This window comes from Curtobacterium sp. Csp1, assembly GCF_013347185.1.
This window is the reverse complement of the sequence record NZ_CP054594.1, coordinates 3,939,018-3,955,578: the sequence shown is the minus strand read 5'-3', so window position 1 is coordinate 3,955,578 and position 16,561 is coordinate 3,939,018. Positions and strand designations below refer to the sequence as shown.

Annotated in this window: 15 protein-coding genes; 2 read left to right on the top strand and 13 right to left on the bottom strand. The window is 72.4% G+C overall.

What is annotated here, in order from left to right; all coding sequences use genetic code 11:
• Positions 1-422: 422 nt before the first annotated feature.
• The 3 genes from dnaG to dusB form a co-directional block, all read right to left on the bottom strand.
• Entirely contained in the window at positions 423-2,342 is a 1,920-nt protein-coding gene (dnaG, locus tag HUN58_RS19005; protein ID WP_180225175.1) for a DNA primase, read from the bottom strand.
• 355 nt (positions 2,343-2,697) lie between these two features.
• Positions 2,698-3,987 (bottom strand): deoxyguanosinetriphosphate triphosphohydrolase, encoded by a 1,290-nt coding sequence (locus HUN58_RS19000; protein WP_141861219.1) that lies wholly within the window; start codon positions 3,985-3,987, stop codon positions 2,698-2,700.
• The gene (gene dusB, locus HUN58_RS18995) at positions 3,984-5,156 is read right to left on the bottom strand and encodes a tRNA dihydrouridine synthase DusB (RefSeq protein WP_114850962.1); all 1,173 of its coding nucleotides are present in this window, start codon (positions 5,154-5,156) and stop codon (positions 3,984-3,986) included. Before dusB ends, HUN58_RS19000 begins: the two co-directional genes overlap by 4 nt.
• 48 nt (positions 5,157-5,204) lie before the next feature.
• Here dusB and HUN58_RS18990 point away from each other — a divergent pair, with 48 nt between their 5' ends.
• Positions 5,205-5,690 carry an aminoacyl-tRNA deacylase gene (locus HUN58_RS18990; protein WP_058742433.1) on the top strand — a complete coding sequence of 162 codons (486 nt, stop codon included), beginning with the start codon at positions 5,205-5,207 and terminating at the stop codon, positions 5,688-5,690.
• Positions 5,691-5,706: 16 nt separating this feature from the next.
• Here HUN58_RS18990 and HUN58_RS18985 read toward each other — a convergent pair whose 3' ends face one another.
• The 4 genes from HUN58_RS18985 to HUN58_RS18970 form a co-directional block, all read right to left on the bottom strand.
• The gene (locus HUN58_RS18985) at positions 5,707-5,871 is read right to left on the bottom strand and encodes a hypothetical protein (RefSeq protein ID WP_180225174.1); all 165 of its coding nucleotides are present in this window, start codon (positions 5,869-5,871) and stop codon (positions 5,707-5,709) included.
• Positions 5,872-5,876: 5 nt separating this feature from the next.
• Positions 5,877-6,611, bottom strand: a complete 735-nt coding sequence (locus HUN58_RS18980; RefSeq protein ID WP_058742434.1) for a DsbA family protein — start codon at positions 6,609-6,611, stop codon at positions 5,877-5,879.
• Between the two features lie 79 nt (positions 6,612-6,690).
• Positions 6,691-8,076 carry a glycine--tRNA ligase gene (locus HUN58_RS18975; RefSeq protein WP_180225173.1) on the bottom strand — a complete coding sequence of 462 codons (1,386 nt, stop codon included), beginning with the start codon at positions 8,074-8,076 and terminating at the stop codon, positions 6,691-6,693.
• An 87-nt stretch (positions 8,077-8,163) separates the two neighbouring features.
• Positions 8,164-9,237: an aminotransferase class V-fold PLP-dependent enzyme gene (locus HUN58_RS18970; protein WP_180225172.1), complete on the bottom strand. Its 1,074-nt coding sequence runs from the start codon at positions 9,235-9,237 to the stop codon at positions 8,164-8,166.
• Between the two features lie 70 nt (positions 9,238-9,307).
• Between HUN58_RS18970 and HUN58_RS18965 the strand changes: the two genes are divergently transcribed.
• Positions 9,308-10,345: a LysR family transcriptional regulator gene (locus tag HUN58_RS18965; protein WP_180225171.1), complete on the top strand. Its 1,038-nt coding sequence runs from the start codon at positions 9,308-9,310 to the stop codon at positions 10,343-10,345.
• 118 nt (positions 10,346-10,463) lie between these two features.
• Here the strand turns inward: HUN58_RS18965 and HUN58_RS18960 are convergent, their stop codons facing one another.
• The 6 genes from HUN58_RS18960 to HUN58_RS18935 form a co-directional block, all read right to left on the bottom strand.
• A complete protein-coding gene (locus HUN58_RS18960; RefSeq protein WP_058742438.1) occupies positions 10,464-11,261 on the bottom strand; it encodes an isoprenyl transferase in 798 nt (265 codons plus the stop codon).
• Positions 11,258-12,106, bottom strand: coding sequence for a DNA repair protein RecO (gene recO, locus HUN58_RS18955; RefSeq protein WP_141861209.1), 849 nt, complete (start codon positions 12,104-12,106; stop codon positions 11,258-11,260). Before recO ends, HUN58_RS18960 begins: the two co-directional genes overlap by 4 nt.
• A gap of 269 nt (positions 12,107-12,375) precedes the next feature.
• Complete coding sequence (gene leuA, locus HUN58_RS18950; RefSeq protein ID WP_180225170.1) at positions 12,376-14,145, bottom strand: 2-isopropylmalate synthase; 1,770 nt, start codon at positions 14,143-14,145, stop codon at positions 12,376-12,378.
• 245 nt (positions 14,146-14,390) lie between these two features.
• Entirely contained in the window at positions 14,391-14,837 is a 447-nt protein-coding gene (locus tag HUN58_RS18945; protein ID WP_208745671.1) for an ABC transporter permease, read from the bottom strand.
• Positions 14,834-15,745, bottom strand: coding sequence for an FtsX-like permease family protein (locus HUN58_RS18940; protein ID WP_208745670.1), 912 nt, complete (start codon positions 15,743-15,745; stop codon positions 14,834-14,836). Before HUN58_RS18940 ends, HUN58_RS18945 begins: the two co-directional genes overlap by 4 nt.
• The gene (locus HUN58_RS18935; RefSeq protein ID WP_058742442.1) at positions 15,742-16,494 is read right to left on the bottom strand and encodes an ABC transporter ATP-binding protein; all 753 of its coding nucleotides are present in this window, start codon (positions 16,492-16,494) and stop codon (positions 15,742-15,744) included. Before HUN58_RS18935 ends, HUN58_RS18940 begins: the two co-directional genes overlap by 4 nt.
• Between the last annotated feature and the right edge of the window lie 67 nt (positions 16,495-16,561).

The window sequence follows — 16,561 nt, the reverse complement described above, 5'->3', positions numbered from 1 at the left end:
CTGGTGATGGTTGCAAGGGTCCTGGACAGGGCCGTGGTTCGACTGTGTGCCCGGCCAGGAACGCTCATTGGTACCACCCTGACACGGAATCTCCGGCGCCGGAGGGCATTTGTTTACACCCTTGTAATGCAGGACCGCGTCGCATGGCGCATGATGCGCGCGTGGCGCCCCGGCGTGTCACGCAGGATTGTTGCGTTCGGCAACGGGGCCGCGCGAGCGGGCCGAGCGTGCCACTTGTGGCCCGCTCGGCGGTCCGACCCGACACTTCTCGACCGCTCGACGTCGAGCACGCGGCGTGTCCTGCCCGTTCGGCGGAGGGCAGACAGCGGGCATGCCGGACCGCGGGCACGCCGGACAGCGGTCACGCCGGCCAGCGGGCACGCCGGCCAGCGGGCACGCCGGACGAGGCGGACGACGAGTCCCTACGCGGACGCCTCGCCGTCGGCCCGGAGCCGCATGCGCTGGGCGTCGAGCTCCACGAGCTCCCGCTGGATCTCGGCGCGGCGGTCGCCCTGCTCGTGCGGGTCGGCGCGCTGCAGCTGCCCGAGGAGCGCGGCCTTGCGGGCGAGCAGGTCACGCTCGACCAGGGCCTGCACGATGCTCCGGGCGTAGAGCGCGAGGTCCTCGTCGGTGCGGGCGGGGATCGGCGCGAGCGCGAGCTCCTGCACGAGGCCGCGGAACGGCGCCGGCACGTCCTGCAGCAGCCGGTCGAGCCAGTCCCCCGCGCCGATCGCGTCGACGTTGGCCACGACGGCGTCACGGACGACCGACAGCATCGGCGCCGAGAACGTCGCCGATGCAGCGAGCCAGATCAGCGGCGTCCCGACGTACCCGGGCTGCTGCACCATCGCCATCACGGCGTCGCGCTCCATCCGGGTGACCGGGTCGTTCGGCAGCAGTCGCAGCCCGGCCACGGGCTCCTCCGGAGGGGCGACCAGCTCGCCACCCGGACCCGCCTGCCCGACCGGCACCGAGCCTCCTGACTGGTCCTGACGGGCCGATCCCTGCCGCTGCCGCGCGTTCTCGACCGCGCGCCGGACCTCCGGGATGTCGATCCCGAGCCACTTGGCGGTCTCGCGGACGTAGGCGCTGGCCAGTGTGCGGTCGCGGATGCCGGCCACGACGGGTGCGGCGTCGCGGAGCCCGGCGACCCTGCCTTCGGCGGTCTCGATGTCGTGGGACGCCAAGCGGCGACGGATCATGAACTCGAACATCGGGCGCTTGGTCTCGACGAGCCGCTCGATCGCGGCGTCGCCTCGCGTCAGGCGGAGGTCGCACGGGTCGAGGCCACCCGGCGCGACCGCGACGTAGGTCTGCGAGGCGAACCGGCTCTCCTCGGAGAAGGCGCGTGCCGCGGCACGCTGCCCGGCCTCGTCCGGGTCGAACGTGAAGACGATGTCGCCGAGCTGCGACAGGTGCGCACCGGCCGAGTCGCCGAGCATCGGCCGCAGGACCTTGATGTGGTCGACCCCGAAGGACGTGCCGCACGTCGCGACCGCGGTGGTCACGCCCGCGAGGTGGCACGCCATCACGTCGGTGTAGCCCTCGACGATCACGACCTGCTTCTGCTTCGAGATGTCCCGCCGGGCGAGGTCGAGCCCGTAGAGCACCTGGCTCTTGTGGTAGATCGGCGTCTCGGGGGTGTTGAGGTACTTCGGCCCCTTGTCGTCGTCGAGCAGGCGACGCGCACCGAAGCCGATCGTCGCGCCGGTGACGTCGCGGATCGGCCACATCAGGCGTCCGCGGAAACGGTCGTACGGCGACCGGTCCCCCTGGCCCGCGAGCCCGGCGGCGAGGATCTCGTCCATCGAGAAGCCCCGGCCGCGCAGGTGCTCGCGCGTCGCGTCGTACGACTGCGGCGCGAAGCCGACCCCGAAGTGCTGCGCCGCGGCGGGGTCGAAGCCACGCTCCCCGAGGAACCGGCGGGCGGGTTCGGCGCCCGCAGTCGTGAGCTGCGCCTGGTAGAACGCCAGCGCGGCTTCGTTCACGGCGATCAGCCGCGCGCGCTGGTTGTAGTCGGTGCGCGGCCCGTCGCCTTCTTCGTAGTGGAGCGTGAAGCCGATCTTCGCCGCCATCCGCTCGACGGCTTCCTGGAAGGTCGTGTGGTCCTGCTTGATGATGAACTCGAAGACGTCGCCGTCCTCACCGCACCCGAAGCAGTGGTACCGACCGACCTGGGGCCGCACGTGGAAGGACGGGGAACGCTCGTCGTGGAAGGGGCAGAGGCCCTTGAGCGACCCGACTCCGGCGGACTTCAGCGTGACGTAGTCGCCGACGACGTCGGCGATGTTGACACGCGAGCGGACCTCGTCGATGTCGTTCCGCGCGATCCTGCCAGCCACCCCTCGATCCTAGTTCGTGCCGGTGACCCCGGCTGACGGTCGCGCCCGCCTGTGGACGAGCATCCGCCTGTGGACGGGTGACGGCCCCCGGACGGGTGACGGACTGTGGACGGGTGACGGCCTGGAGGCACCGGTGACGGCCTGGAGGCACGGCGCACCTCCGGCACGTCGGCTGCGGTCGCGGGGCGGTTCGGACCGGAGGCGTGCGCGGCCGCGTCCGCGTCCACGTCCGGTCGCGCCGAGACGGTCCGGTCGCGCCGAGACCGTCACCTCCCACCGAGACGGTCCCGGAACCGGCGGCGTCCCGCGCGCACGAGGGCGTCTCGCGGGTCCGGGACCGGCACCGGCACCCGGCTCAGACCGGGATGTGCGTCGTCTCCCGCTCACCGACAACGAGCCGCCTGTGCCACGCCAGTGCCCCCTGGTCGGTCAGGCTCGCCACCTGGTCGACCACGGCCCGCAGCCGCCCGGCGTCGTCGGACGCCGCTCGCCAGTCCGCCGCGAAGCCCGGCTCGAGGTCCGCGCTCCCCGTGGCCGCGAGGGCGTCGAGCAGCTCGGTGAGGACGCGACGCTGGTCCTCGTACACCGGCTGCCGGTCCCCCTGGGTCATCACGAACGCCGCGACGATGCCCTTGAGCACCGCGATCTCCCCGATGATCTCGGGCGGTGTGACGACGGACGCCGCGAACCGCACGAGCGACCCGGACGCGTAGGACTCCCGTGTCGCCGCCGTCGCCGTGCGCGCGAAGCGCCCGATGAGCTGCGACGTCAGGTTCTTCAGCCGCGCCATGTCCCGCCGCGACCCGTCGTACGAGGTCATCCACAGCGGCAGGGAACGCAGCCGGTCGAAGGCCTCGAGCAGCTCGTCGCGGCTGAGGTCGGACCCCACCCACGCGTGCATCGCCGTGACGATGTCGTTCTCGCCGACCCGGTCGCCGAGCGCCGCCACGTCGATGAAGCCCGCGACGACCGCGTCCTCGAAGTCGTGCACCGAGTACGCGATGTCGTCGGACAGGTCCATGACCTGCGCCTCGATGCACCGCTGCCGGCGGGGAGCCCCCGCACGGAGCCACTCGAAGGCGTCGTGGTCGTCGTCGTAGAAGCCGAACTTCGTGCGCCCGGACGACGCCTCGGCCACACCCTGCGCCGCCGGCCACGGGTACTTGCAGCTCGCGTCGAGGGAGGCCCGGGTGAGGTTGAGCCCGTACGGACGGTCGTCGTCCGGACCGACGCCGTAGACCTTCGGCTCGAGTCGCGTGAGCAGACGCAGGGTCTGCGCGTTGCCCTCGAACCCGCCGATCCCGGCAGCCCAGGCGTTCACGGCCGTCTCGCCGTTGTGGCCGAACGGCGGGTGGCCGATGTCGTGCGCCAGACAGGCCGTGTCGACGACGTCGGGGTCGAGCCCGAGCGAGTCGGCGAGCTCGCGGCCGACCTGCGCGACCTCGAGCGAATGCGTCAGGCGGTTCCGCGCGAAGTCGAGCCCCGTGGTCGGGCTGAGCACCTGGGTCTTCGCGGCGAGCCGCCGGAGCGCGCTCGAGTGCAGCAGTCGGGCACGGTCGCGGGCGAAGTCGGACCGACGGTTGCCGTGGGTCTCGGGCAGCCAGCGCTCGGCGTCGGCGGGCCCGTACGAGGCGGTGGCGCTCATCCGCCGCTGTGGTGCAGCTCGGCGGCGGCGAGGACCTTCCGGAACGCCTCGTCGACGTCGCGGGACTCGAGCCAGCGGTCCGGCAGGGCCGTGCGCTTCGGGTGCCCAGCGCGACCGCGCGGCCCCTCGACGTCGGCGCCCGGGTACGGGGCCGTCCAGTCGAGCTGCCCGAGCAGGTCGTCGATCTCCTGCAGGCTCGACGCCATCGACAGCGCCGACCGGACGTCGCCGCCGATCGGGTAGCCCTTGAAGTACCAGGAGACGTGCTTGCGGGCGTCACGGCAGCCGTGGTCCTCGGACCCGAAGAACTCGACGAGCAGCTCGGCGTGCCGGCGGAACGCGGTCGCGACGTCGCCGAGGGACGGCATCGCACGGACGTCCTCGCCGCGGAACGCCGCCGCGAGGTCGCCGAACAGCCACGGACGCCCCAGGCACCCGCGGCCGACGACCACGCCGTCGCAGCCGGTCTCGTCGACCATGCGCAGCGCGTCGGCGGCGGACCAGATGTCCCCGTTGCCGAGCACCGGGATGTCGGTGATCGCTTCCTTCAGCGTCGCGATCGCCGACCAGTCCGCGTGCCCGGAGTAGTGCTCGTTCGCGGTGCGGGCGTGCAGCGAGATCGCGGCCACACCCGCGTCCCGGGCGATGCGCGCCGCGTCGAGGTACGTGAGGTGGTCCGCGTCGATGCCCTTGCGCATCTTGACGGTCACCGGGACGTCACCGGCGGCCTTGACGGTCTTCTCGACCAGGTCCTTGAACAGGTCGAGCTTCCACGGCAGGGCCGCTCCCCCGCCCTTCCGCGTGACCTTGGGCACCGGGCACCCGAAGTTCAGGTCGATGTGGTCGGCCCGGTCCTCGCCCACCAGGATCGTCGCGGCCTCGGCCACGGTGTTCGGCTCGACGCCGTACAGCTGGATCGACCGGGGCGTCTCCGACTCGTGGTGCTGGATGAGCTGCATCGAGACCGGGGTCCGCTCGACCAGGGCGCGCGAGGTGATCATCTCGCAGACGTAGAGACCCGCGCCGTACTCGCGGCAGAGTCGGCGGTAGGCCATGTTCGTGATGCCCGCCATCGGAGCGAGCACCACGGGCGCGTCGACCTCGATGGGGCCGATGCGCAGGGGCTTCGCCGGTCGGGTCGCCGTCCGGGGCGCGTCAGTGATCGTCATACGTCGTCCATTCTCCCATGCCCGTTCCGCGCCGGTAGCGTTCTCCACATGTCCGACACCGCCATCGCCCGCTTCGACGCCGACGCAGCAGCCAGGGGGCTCGACGTCGAGGTCGTCGAACGCCCCGCGGCCGACTCGCTCGAGCAGGCCGCCGCACTGCTCGGGATCATCCCGGGCGACATCGTCAAGACCCTCGTCGTCAAGCGGCACGACGGCGGCTTCCTGCTCGCGCTCGTACCGGGAGGGCGGAGCATCGCGTGGAAGAAGCTCCGCACGGTCGTCGGGGTCAACAAGCTCTCGATGCCCGACGCGGCCACCGCGCTCGAGGCCTCGGGCTACGAGCGCGGCACGATCACCCCGATCGGTGCGACGGGTGACCTGCCGGTCGTCGCCGACGAGCGCGTGCTCGGCCGACGGATCGCGCTCGGCGCGGGACGGCACGGCGCGAGCGCGTTCGTCGACGCGGACGCCCTGGTCGCCGCCTACGACGCGACGGTCGCGGACATCACGGACGAGGAACCCGTCCGGGGCTGACCCGGGCGCGGGTCCGTCAGTCCGGGACCTCGGTCCAGCTCCCCTCGGCGCCGGGCACGAAGCAGCTGTCGCCCTCGCAGACCGGCGCGCCGCCGGTCACGGGGAACGTCAGCAGTACGGGTCCGGCGGACGGGTTCGACCCGGCCTGGAGGCCCGGTGCGGCCCCGCCGGTCGTCGTCACGTCGCTCACCGGGCCGCCGCCGCATCCGCTGCCGCGTCGTCCTCGGCTCGCTGCTGCTCGGCTGCGAGCTCCTCGGGTGTGGACGAGCGCAGCGCCACGACCTGGCGGAGCACCTGCTCGAAGGCCGCCGGGTCCTGGGCGCCGGAGACGCCGTACTTGCCGTCGATGACGAAGAACGGGACGCCGTTGATGCCGAACGCCTGTGCCTGGGCCTGGTCGGCACGGACGGCGGCGAGCTGCCCGTCGTCGCGCAGGGTCGTCAGGACCTCGTCGCGGTCCAGGCCGACCTCGGCAGCCAGGTCCGCGAGGGACTCGTCCTGCCCGACGTGCTCGCCCCGCTCGAAGTACGCGGTGAAGAGCCGCTCGACCATGTCGAGCTGCTTGCCGTGCTGCTTGGCGAGGTGGATGACCTGGTGCGCCTTCACCGTGTTGGTGTGGTGCATCGCGTCGAAGTCGTAGTCCAGGCCGACACCCTCTGCGATGCCGGCGACGTGCTCGAGCATCTGCTGCGCCTGCTCGACGGGCATGCCCTTGTGGCCGGACAGGAACTCGGCCTCGGTTCCCTCGAAGTCGACCGGGGTGTCCGGGCTGAGCTCGAACGAGTGGTACTCGACCTCGACGGGCGCGGCGTCGGGGCCGGCGCCGAACGCCGCGGCTCCCGCCTCGAACTTGCGCTTGCCGATGTAGCACCAGGGGCACGCGATGTCGGACCAGACATCGACCTTCACGGAGTCGTTCACGCGGACGACAACGCGGCCACAGCCCGGGTATTCCCGGGCCGTGGCCGCGTGTGTCTGTCCGTCGGTCGGGCGGTCGGTGCTACGCGCCGAGCAGCCGCTGCGCCAGGTAGCCCTGCAGCTGGTCGAGGGACACGCGCTCCTGCGCCATGGTGTCGCGCTCGCGGACCGTCACGGCCCGGTCGTCGAGGGTGTCGAAGTCGACCGTGATGCAGAACGGCGTGCCGATCTCATCGTGGCGACGGTAGCGGCGACCGATCGCGCCCGCGTCGTCGAAGTCGACGTTCCAGTGCTTGCGGAGGTCATCGGCCAGACCACGGGCGACCGGCGAGAGCTGCTCGTTGCGCGACAGCGGCAGGACCGCGGCCTTGACGGGGGAGAGTCGGGGGTCCAGGCGCAGGACGGTGCGCTTGTCGACGCCGCCCTTCGCGTTCGGGGCCTCGTCCTCGTGGTAGGCGTCGAGCAGGAACGCCATGAGCGCACGGGTGAGCCCGAACGACGGCTCGATGACGTACGGCACGTACTTCTCGTTGGCGGCCTGGTCGAAGAACCGGAGGTCCTTGCCCGAGGACTCGATGTGGTTGTTCAGGTCGAAGTCGGTGCGGTTCGCGACGCCCATGAGCTCGCCCCACTCGGACCCGGCGAAGCCGAAGCGGTACTCGATGTCGGCCGTGGCGTCGGAGTAGTGCGCGCGCTCCCCGTCCGGCACGTCGAACCGGCGGAGGTTCTCCGGGTCGATGCCGAGGTCGGTGAAGAACGCGACCGAGTCGGCGATCCACTGCTCGTAGTGCGTGTCGACGTCGGCCGGCGGCACGAAGTACTCGATCTCCATCTGCTCGAACTCGCGGGTCCGGAAGATGAAGTTGCCGGGGGTGATCTCGTTGCGGAACGCCTTGCCGACCTGGCCGATGCCGAACGGGGGCTTCATGCGGCTGGTCGTGACGACCTGCGCGAAGTCGACGAAGATGCCCTGCGCGGTCTCGGGGCGCAGGAAGTTCAGGCCCTCTTCGGACTCGACCGGGCCGAGGTACGTCTTGAGCATCCCGGAGAACTCACGCGGCTCGGTCCACTCGCCGCGGGTGCCGCAGTTCGGGCAGGCGATCTCCGCCATGCCGCCCTCGGGGTCGCGGCCCTTCTTGGCGACGAAGGCCTCGACCAGGTGGTCCTCGCGGAAGCGGTGGTGGCAGTGCAGGCACTCGACGAGCGGGTCGGTGAAGGTCGCGACGTGGCCGGAGGCCTCCCACACCTTGCGCGGCAGGATGACGGCCGAGTCCAGGCCGACCATGTCGCCACGGCCGCGGACGAACCGCTGCCACCACTGGCGCTTGATGTTCTCCTTGAGTTCGACACCGAGGGGCCCGTAGTCCCACGCGGAGCGCGATCCGCCGTAGATCTCCCCCGACTGGAAGACGAAGCCGCGGCCCTTGGCCAGGGCGATGACGCTGTCGAGACGGGAGGACGGTGCCAAGAGGGACTCCTGTGGTCGCCGGACTGGGTGCCCGGGTCGGAACGGTACCCGGCAAGCGTACCGGCCCGTCGAGCGGGGGCGGACGGGCTACCGCACGCTGTGGACGAGCGGCCGCTCCACCGGTCGGAAGCTGCCGAGTCCCCCGAGCACCGCGACGACGCGGTCGACGTCCTCGGTGTCGTTCCACAGGTGGAAGGCGAGCCGCAGCCGCCCGGCCCGGCCGCTCGCGGTGACCCCGGCGTCCGCCAGTGCGCGGAGCGCCGTGCCGTCAGGGTCCGGGAACGTCGTGATCGCCTGCCCGGGTCGGGGCCTCCCGAGCGCGTCGGCGAGCCGGTCCGCGAGACCGGTGGCGTGCCTCCAGGCCGAGGCCGCGTCGACGGACGCGAGGTGCCGCAGGGCGGCGACCGCCCCGGGCCAGGCCTGCCAGGCCGGGGAGACGTCGAAGCGACGGGCGTCGTCGGCGAGCCGCATGTCGGGTCCGTAGCACGAGGACCACACGTCGGCGCCCGCGTACCAGCCCGCCTGCACGGGCCGGAGCTCCGCGAGCGCGCGGTCCGAGAACGTCGCGAACGCGACCCCGCGCGGCGCGCAGAGCCACTTGTAGGCGTGCGTCACGGTGACGTCGAAGGGTGCCGCGTCGACGGGGAGCACCCCGGCCGCCTGCGTGAGGTCGCACAGCGTCAGGGCGCCGACCGCCCGGGCCGCGGCGAGCACGGGCGCCGGGTCGGTCACCACGCCGGAGGCGGACTGCACGGCGGACCACGCGACGAGTCGGGTGCCCGGGCGTACGGCGTCGGCGAGGTCCGCGAGCGGGACGCTCCGCACCCGGACCCCGCGGTGGGCCTGGGCGAGGAACGGGAAGACGACGGAGCTGAAGTCCCCGTCGGGGACGACGACCTCGGCGCCGTCGGGCAGCGAGGCGGCCACGACGGCGACCATCGCCGACGTCTGCGAGCCGGTGGCGACCCGCGCCCGGTCGACGCCGACGATCCCCGCGAACAGTTCGCGGCCCTGTTCGACGAGTGCGCCGTAGCCGGTCGGGGTCGTCGCCGCCCGGGACCACGCGTCGAGGTCCGCGCGCTGGGCGGCGAGCGTGCCGAGGGTCGGCAGCCCGGCAGTGCAGGCGGCGAGGTACCCGGAGCCGTCGACGAAGGAGTCCATGCGTCCAGCGTCGACGGCAGGCCGCCATCACACCAGGGCAGCTTCCTTCGGCACCCCATAACATCGTGTTGTGGACGACCTCGACCCCCAGCTGCTCCGTGTGCTCCGTGCCGTCCGGGACGCCGGGTCGATCAGCCGCGCCGCGAACGTCCTCGGGTACAGCCAGCCGGCCGTCAGCCAGCTCCTGGCGCGGGCCGAGCGTCGGCTGGGCCACGAGCTCGTGCTGCGCGGCGGGACCGGCGGGAGCGCCGGGCCCGGTGGCAGCGCCGGCACCGGTGGCAGCGCCGGCACCGGCGTCGGCCGCGGCGGAGTCGGCGGTCGTGGTGGGCGCGGCGCCACGCTCACCGAGGCCGGCGCGGTGCTCGCCGACCACGCGCAGGCGGTCGAGTCCGCGCTGGCCGCCGCACGCGAGGACCTGGACGCCGTCGGCGGACTCGCCCGCGGACGGGTGCGGTTCGCCGGGTTCCCGAGTGCCTCGTCCACCCTGGTGCCCGCCGTGCTCGCCACCCTGGCGGCGGACCACCCCGGGGTCGTGACCTCGTACGTGGAGGCCGAACCGCCCGAGGCCGTCGAGCTCGTCCGCCGCGGCGAGGTCGACGTCGCCCTGGTCTTCTCGCACGCCTTCGTCGGGCCCGCCGACGACACCACCACGGACCCGACGCTCCGCACCCGGGCGCTCGGACGCGACCCGCTCGCACTCGTGACGCCGAGTCCGGACGGCGGCCACGCTGCACTGCCGGTCGACTGGTCCGGCGGAAGCGTCGCGGACCTCGCCGACCACCGCGAGGCGCGCTGGATCGGCGGCTGCCCGCGCTGCCGGGGACACCTGCTCGCCTCGTGCGCCGCCTCCGGGTTCACCCCGGAGATCGTGCTCGAGACCGACAACGCTGCGGCGGTCGTCGGGCTCGTCGCGGCCGGGCTCGGGGTGGCGCTCCTGCCCCGGCTCGCGCTCGTGTCGACCGTCATCCCGGCCGGCATTGCCGTCACCCCGGCCGAGGACGACCTGGCCAGGCGGGTCGAGGTCGTCGTCGCGCGCGGGGCGGACCGGGTGCCGAGCGTGCGCGCCGCGCTCGACGCGGTGTGCGGGGCGGCGCACCTGCTCGACTGACGGGGCCGGCCCGTGCCTGGCTGTGGCCGGTGCAGGTCGGTCCGCGTCGGTCCGTGTTCGTGCTTGTCGGTCCGTGTCGGACGGGAGGATCGTGGCGGAGCCCGCCACGCGCCTCCGGTCAGGCGGTGGGTGCGTCGACGGCGCCGCCGTACCGGCGGTCCCGGCTCGCGTACTCCTCGATCGCGCCCCAGAGGTCCGTCCGCCGGAAGTCCGGCCAGAGCCGGTCGAGGAACACCATCTCGGCGTAGGCAGACTGCCAGAGCATGAAGTTCGAGGTGCGCTGCTCCCCCGAGCTCCGGAGGAAGAGGTCGACGTCCGGCAGCTCCGGCACGTAGAGGCGCTTCGCCAGGGCCTTCTCGGTGACCTGGCTCGGCTTCATCCGCCCGGCGGCGACGTCCTCGGCCATGCCGCGGACCGCGTCGACGATCTCGTTCCGGCCGCCGTAGTTCACGCACATCGTCAGCGTGAGACGCGCGTTGTCGGCCGTCATGCGCTCGGCGGTCTGCAGCTCGTCGACCACGCTCCGCCAGAGCCGCGGGCGCCGTCCGGCCCACCGCACGCGGACGCCCCAGGCGTGGAGCTGGTCCCGTCGGCGGTGGATGACCTCGCGGTTGAAGCCCATCAGGAAGCGGACCTCGTCCGGGGAGCGCTTCCAGTTCTCGGTCGAGAACGCGTACGCCGAGACGTGCTTGACGCCGATCTGGATCGCGCCGGCGACGACGTCGAGGAGCGAGGCCTCGCCCGCCTTGTGCCCCTCGACCCGCGTCAGTCCGCGCTGGTTCGCCCACCGGCCGTTGCCGTCCATCACGATCGCGACGTGCTCGGGCACGAACTGCGCGGGGATCGCGGGCGGCTGCTCCCCCGTCCAGTCGACGGGCTTCATCGGCTCGGACGCTGCTGACCGGCGTGGGCTCATGCAGGGGCTCCTTCGGGATCGGACGGCACGGTGTCGGTCGGCACGGGGACCGTGGGTGCCGGTGTCGCGGAGACCGCGGCGGGGACCCCACCCGGCGTCGGTGCGACCGGTGCCGGGTGCTCGCTGCGGTCGACGTGCGGCAGGGACCGGAGCGATCGTTCCAGGTGCCACTGGGCGTACGCCGCCACCACGCCGGAGGCCCGGGAGCGCGTCCGTTCGTCCGCGACGTCCACGGTCGCCCAGTCGCCCGCGAGGAGGGCTCCGAGCAGGCCGAGCGTGTCGATGTCCAGGCGCGGGGTGCCGGGCGGCGCCGCCCGGTCGGCCACGACGCCGCCGAGTTGCACGACGAAGGCGGTGTGCGGCCCGGGCTCCCCGGTCACCGCGCAGTCGCCGAACGAGGGCGCCCAACCCGCGATGCTCATCGCCCGGAGCAGGTAGGAGTCGAGCGTCGCGCTCGTGACGTGCTCGCGACGGGACAGCGAGCGCAGGGCCCCGACGAGCAGCAGGTACTGCTGCAGCCCGGCGTCCGCCTCGCTCAGGCGGTCGGCGGTCTCGACCATCGCACTCGCGGCCGTGTACGCGCCGTAGTCCGCGACGATCTGGGCACCGTACGACCCGAGGCTCTCGGCCTGCGTGACGATGTCGAGCGTGCGGCCCTCGTAGAACTGCGCGTCGACGACCATGAACGGCTCGAGCCGAGACCCGAACTTCGACGCGGTGCGCCGGACGCCCTTCGCGACGGCCCGGATCTTGCCGTGCTGCCGGGAGAGCATCGTGACGATGCGGTCGGCTTCACCGAGCTTGTGGGTGCGCAACACGACGCACTCGTCCCGGTACAGCGGCATCGCACCAGTATCCCCCGCCCCGCCGACAGCGGGGTGCGCGGGGGGGGGGGCGACCGTTCCGCGCGTCGGAGACCGATCCGCGCGTCGGAGACCGCGAGTTCCGTCCTCCCATGCGCGATCCGTCCTCCCATCTCGGGCGCGATGGGACGGAACGCACCACGCGACGGCGGGCGCGACGGGTAGGGACGGGACGGCACCACGGACGGGAGGCGCGGTGCGGGTCGGACCCGCACCGCGCCTCCCGTCAGGTGGTCGCGCTGAGCGCGCGGTCAGGCGGAGACCAGCTCCGGCGCGCCGGACGCGGCCCCGGCGCGGATTGCGCGGTTCACCGCCGAGACGATCGCCTTGAGCGAGGCCGTCGCGATGTCCGCGTCGATGCCGACGCCCCACAGGCGGACGCCGTCGACGTCGAGCTCGACGTACGAGGCGGCCTGCGCGTCACCCGAGGCGCTCATCGTGTGCTCCGAGTAGTCGTACAGCGTGACGGCGACGCCCTGGTCGCGCATCACCGACAGGAACGCGTCGATCGGCCCGGTCCCGACCGCCTGCGCCTCGACCGACCCCTCGTCGACGCGCATCGCGACCGAGAGCTTCGTCGTGCCGTCGAAGTCGCTCGACGTCGCCGTCTTCGTGATCTCGTAGCGACCCCACTTGTCCTCGTCCGTGGTCGCGGGCAGGTACTCGTCGCGGAACAGGTCCCAGATGCGCTCAGACGAGAACTCGCCGCCCTCGGAGTCGGTGCGCTGCTGCACGACACCGGAGAACTCGATCTGCAGCTTGCGGGGCAGGTCGATCGCGTGGTCGGTCTTGAGCAGGTACGCGACACCGCCCTTGCCGGACTGCGAGTTGACGCGGATGACCGCCTCGTACGAGCGGCCGATGTCCTTCGGGTCGACCGGCAGGTACGGCACCGCCCAGGCGATCTCGTCGACGGTCGTGCCGGCCGCCTCGGCCTTCGCCTGCATGGCGTCGAAGCCCTTCTTGATGGCGTCCTGGTGCGACCCGCTGAAGGCGGTGTACACGAGGTCGCCCGCCCAGGGCTGACGCTCGGGCACCGGCAGCTGGTTGCAGTACTCGACCGTCCGCTTCACCTGGTCGATGTCGCTGAAGTCGATCTCGGGGTCGATGCCCTGGGTGAACAGGTTCATGCCGAGGGCGACGAGGTCCACGTTGCCGGTGCGCTCCCCGTTGCCGAACAGGCAGCCCTCGATGCGGTCGGCGCCGGCCATGTAGCCGAGCTCCGCAGCGGCGACGGCCGTCCCGCGGTCGTTGTGCGGGTGCAGCGAGAGGATGACGTCCTCACGGTGGTCGAGGTTCCGCGACATCCACTCGATCGAGTCGGCGTAGACGTTCGGCGTCGCCATCTCGACCGTGGCGGGCAGGTTGATGATGACCTTGCGATCAGGGGTCGGCTCGAAGACCTCGAGCACGGCGTTGCAGATCCGGACCGCCACCTCGAGCTCGGTGCCCGTGTAGGACTCCGGTGAGTACTCGTAGAACACCGTCGTGTCGTGCTGCAGCGCCGCCTCGGCCGCCTTGCACATCCGCGCGCCCTCCACCGCGATGTCCACGACACCCTGCACGTCCGTCCGGAAGACGACCTCGCGCTGCACGATCGACGTCGAGTTGTACAGGTGCACGATCGCCTGCTTCGCACCGTCGATCGCTTCGTACGTGCGGTTGATCAGGTGCTCGCGGGCCTGCGTGAGGACCTGGATCGTGACGTCGTCGGGGATGGCTCCGTCGTCGATGAGCGACCGGACGAAGTCGAAGTCGGTCTGCGAGGCGCTCGGGAACCCGACCTCGATCTCCTTGTAGCCCATCCGGACGAGCAGGTCGAACATCGCCCGCTTGCGCTCGGAGTCCATCGGGTCGATCAGGGCCTGGTTGCCGTCCCGGAGGTCGACCGCGCACCACCGCGGCGCACGGTCGATGCGCTTCGTCGGCCAGGTGCGGTCGGGCAGCTCGACCGCGATCTGCTCGTGGAAGGGGACGTACTTGTGGATGGGCATCCCGGAGGGGCGCTGCGTGTTCTGCATCGGTTCGTCGCTTTCGTCGTCAGGTGTGTGTCAGGCCACGACGGACTCCGCGACGAGGTGGGCCGTTGTGTCAGGCCTCGTCGCGGCAGCGAAGGAGGAGGAGTGCCGGGTACATCACCGCCACCGTAGCACTGGTACACCAGCGCGGTGCAAGTGCGTGACGCTGCCGGCGCCCGGGCCTGGGTGCTGCAGTCCTGGCCCGGGCGCTGCTGTCCGGGCACTGCTGCCCGGGCCAGGTGCCGTGCTCAGTCGACGGCGAGCGCCTCGGTCGGCGGGACCCGCATCGCCCGTCGGACCGGAGCGACGGTCGCGACCACCGCCAGGACGAGTGCCCCGACGACGACCACGGCGACGGTACCGAGCGGCAGCACGGGCGGCACGACGGTGCCGATCGAGCCGAGGAGCGTCTGCCCGCCGACCCAGCCGTAGCAGGTGCCGAGCACGAGTCCGGTCACGACCGCCGCGACGACCATCTGCACGGCCTCGGTGACGATCATCCGCCGGACCTGCGCCCCGGTGAGCCCGAGCACACGGAGCAGACCGAGCTCACGGCGACGCTGGAGCACGCCGAGGGCGAGGGCGTTCACGACCCCGACCGCGGCGATCACGGCGGAGAACCCGACGATCACGCTGACGACAGCGTTGAGCTGCACGAAGAAGTCGCGCTGCGCCTGCAGGACCTGGGGCGTCATCGTGCCGTCGTCCATCGCGGCGAGCTGCTGCGGAGCGTCACGCCGATGACGAGTCCGATCGTGGCACGCGAGGCCCGCCCGGGCGCCCGCATCGCGTTCCGACCGGCGAGGAGCACCACGGGGTCGCGGGAGCCGATCCGTCCGATCAGCTGCAGGACCGGCGGCATCACGATGGTCGCTCCGACGGCGACGCCCGCGAAGGACACGAAGCCGCCGAGGGCAGCAGGCAGGACCGCGAACGGCGAGCTCACGCTGACGCCCAGCCCGAGCAGCATCAGCAGCGCGCCCGCGGCCATGAGCAGGATCGCCCACACCTTCCGCGCAGTGCCGGACCGGACGTCCTCGTGCGCGGGTTCGACACTCGACGACAGCGCCTGGAGCGGGGTCACCGTCAGGACGCGCCGCGACCCGGCGGCGAAGGCGCCCCAGGTCGCGAGGACGACGGCGACGAGCGGCAGGACGAGCTCCCACGGGACGAGGGTGTACGCCGTGTCCGGCAGGAAGCCGTTCCCGCGCAGCACCGCGACGAACACGACCGACAGCCCGGTCCCCACGACGACACCGATCGCACCGCCGAGCGCGCCGACGAGCAGCCCGGTCCGGGTGATGCGGGCGCGGAGCGTGGCGCCCGTGGCACCGACGAGCCGCTGCAGCGCGATGATGCGCGTCTGGCCGGCGATGAGGGTGGCGCAGGTGTTGGCCGTGACGATCGCCCCGACGTACAGGGCGATGCCGAGGAAGAGCCAGCCGATCACCGCGAGGATCGCCTTGACCGGACCGAGGTCGCTCAACCCCGCCGCGGCCATCGCCTGGGTCACGACGCCCGGTGCGATCACGAGCGCCGAGCCGAAGGTGGTGCCGAGCGCCGCGACGAGCACGGTGGGCGCGAAGGCGCGGAGGCCGCTCATGCTGCCGCCTCCATCCCGAGCATCGTGGCGGAGATGTCCGACGCGGTCATCGCCGGACGGTCGTCCACGATGCGGCCGTCGGCGAGGAACAGGATGCGGTCGGCGTTCGCCGCCGCGACGGGGTCGTGCGTGACCATGACGACGCTCTGCCCCCACTCCTGCACGGCGCCACGGAGGATCCCGAGCACGTCGCGCCCGGTCCGCGAGTCGAGGGCTCCGGTCGGCTCGTCGGCGACGACGACGGCCGGACGCGAGGCCAGCGCCCGCGCGATCGCGACGCGCTGCTGCTGTCCGCCGGAGAGCTGGTGGGGACGGTGGCCCAGGCGGTTCCCGAGGCCGAGCATCTCGACCAGCCGGTCGATCCACGCCGACTCGTCCCGCGTGGGCTTCTGCCCACCGAGCAGGAACGGCAGGCGGATGTTCTCGGCGACGTCCAGGGTGGGCACGAGGTTGAACGACTGGAACACGAAGCCGAGACGGCGCCGACGCAGCTCGGTGAGCTCGCGGTCCGCCAGCCCGGTGATCTCGACCCCGTCGATGCTGATCCGCCCCGACGACACCGCGTCGAGTCCGGCGGCGACGTGCATCAGTGTCGACTTGCCTGAGCCGGACGGACCCATCACGGCGGTGAACTCCCCCGCACCGATGTCGACGCTGACGTCGTCGAGGGCGGTGACCCGGCGCGCGGCGTCGCCGTAGTGCTTGGAGACGTGGTCGAGTCGGATGATCGGCGTCTGGTTGGTGGTCATGGCACCACCCTCCCGGTCGGGAGGCACGCCCCGCGTCGGTCCGTCGTCTCCTGTGGATCGTCCGCTC

What these genes read in the sequence shown, in the direction of transcription:
- HUN58_RS19000 (WP_141861219.1), bottom strand. Translation starts at nt 3,987, where the DNA reads ATGAGCGCCACCGCCTCGTACGGGCCCGCCGACGCCGAGCGCTGGCTG.
- dusB (WP_114850962.1), bottom strand. Translation starts at nt 5,156, where the DNA reads ATGACGATCACTGACGCGCCCCGGACGGCGACCCGACCGGCGAAGCCC.
- HUN58_RS18990 (WP_058742433.1), top strand. Translation starts at nt 5,205, where the DNA reads ATGTCCGACACCGCCATCGCCCGCTTCGACGCCGACGCAGCAGCCAGG.
- HUN58_RS18970 (WP_180225172.1), bottom strand. Translation starts at nt 9,237, where the DNA reads ATGGACTCCTTCGTCGACGGCTCCGGGTACCTCGCCGCCTGCACTGCC.
- HUN58_RS18960 (WP_058742438.1), bottom strand. Translation starts at nt 11,261, where the DNA reads ATGAGCCCACGCCGGTCAGCAGCGTCCGAGCCGATGAAGCCCGTCGAC.
- recO (WP_141861209.1), bottom strand. Translation starts at nt 12,106, where the DNA reads ATGCCGCTGTACCGGGACGAGTGCGTCGTGTTGCGCACCCACAAGCTC.
- leuA (WP_180225170.1), bottom strand. Translation starts at nt 14,145, where the DNA reads ATGCAGAACACGCAGCGCCCCTCCGGGATGCCCATCCACAAGTACGTC.
- HUN58_RS18945 (WP_208745671.1), bottom strand. Translation starts at nt 14,837, where the DNA reads ATGACGCCCCAGGTCCTGCAGGCGCAGCGCGACTTCTTCGTGCAGCTC.
- HUN58_RS18940 (WP_208745670.1), bottom strand. Translation starts at nt 15,745, where the DNA reads ATGAGCGGCCTCCGCGCCTTCGCGCCCACCGTGCTCGTCGCGGCGCTC.
- HUN58_RS18935 (WP_058742442.1), bottom strand. Translation starts at nt 16,494, where the DNA reads ATGACCACCAACCAGACGCCGATCATCCGACTCGACCACGTCTCCAAG.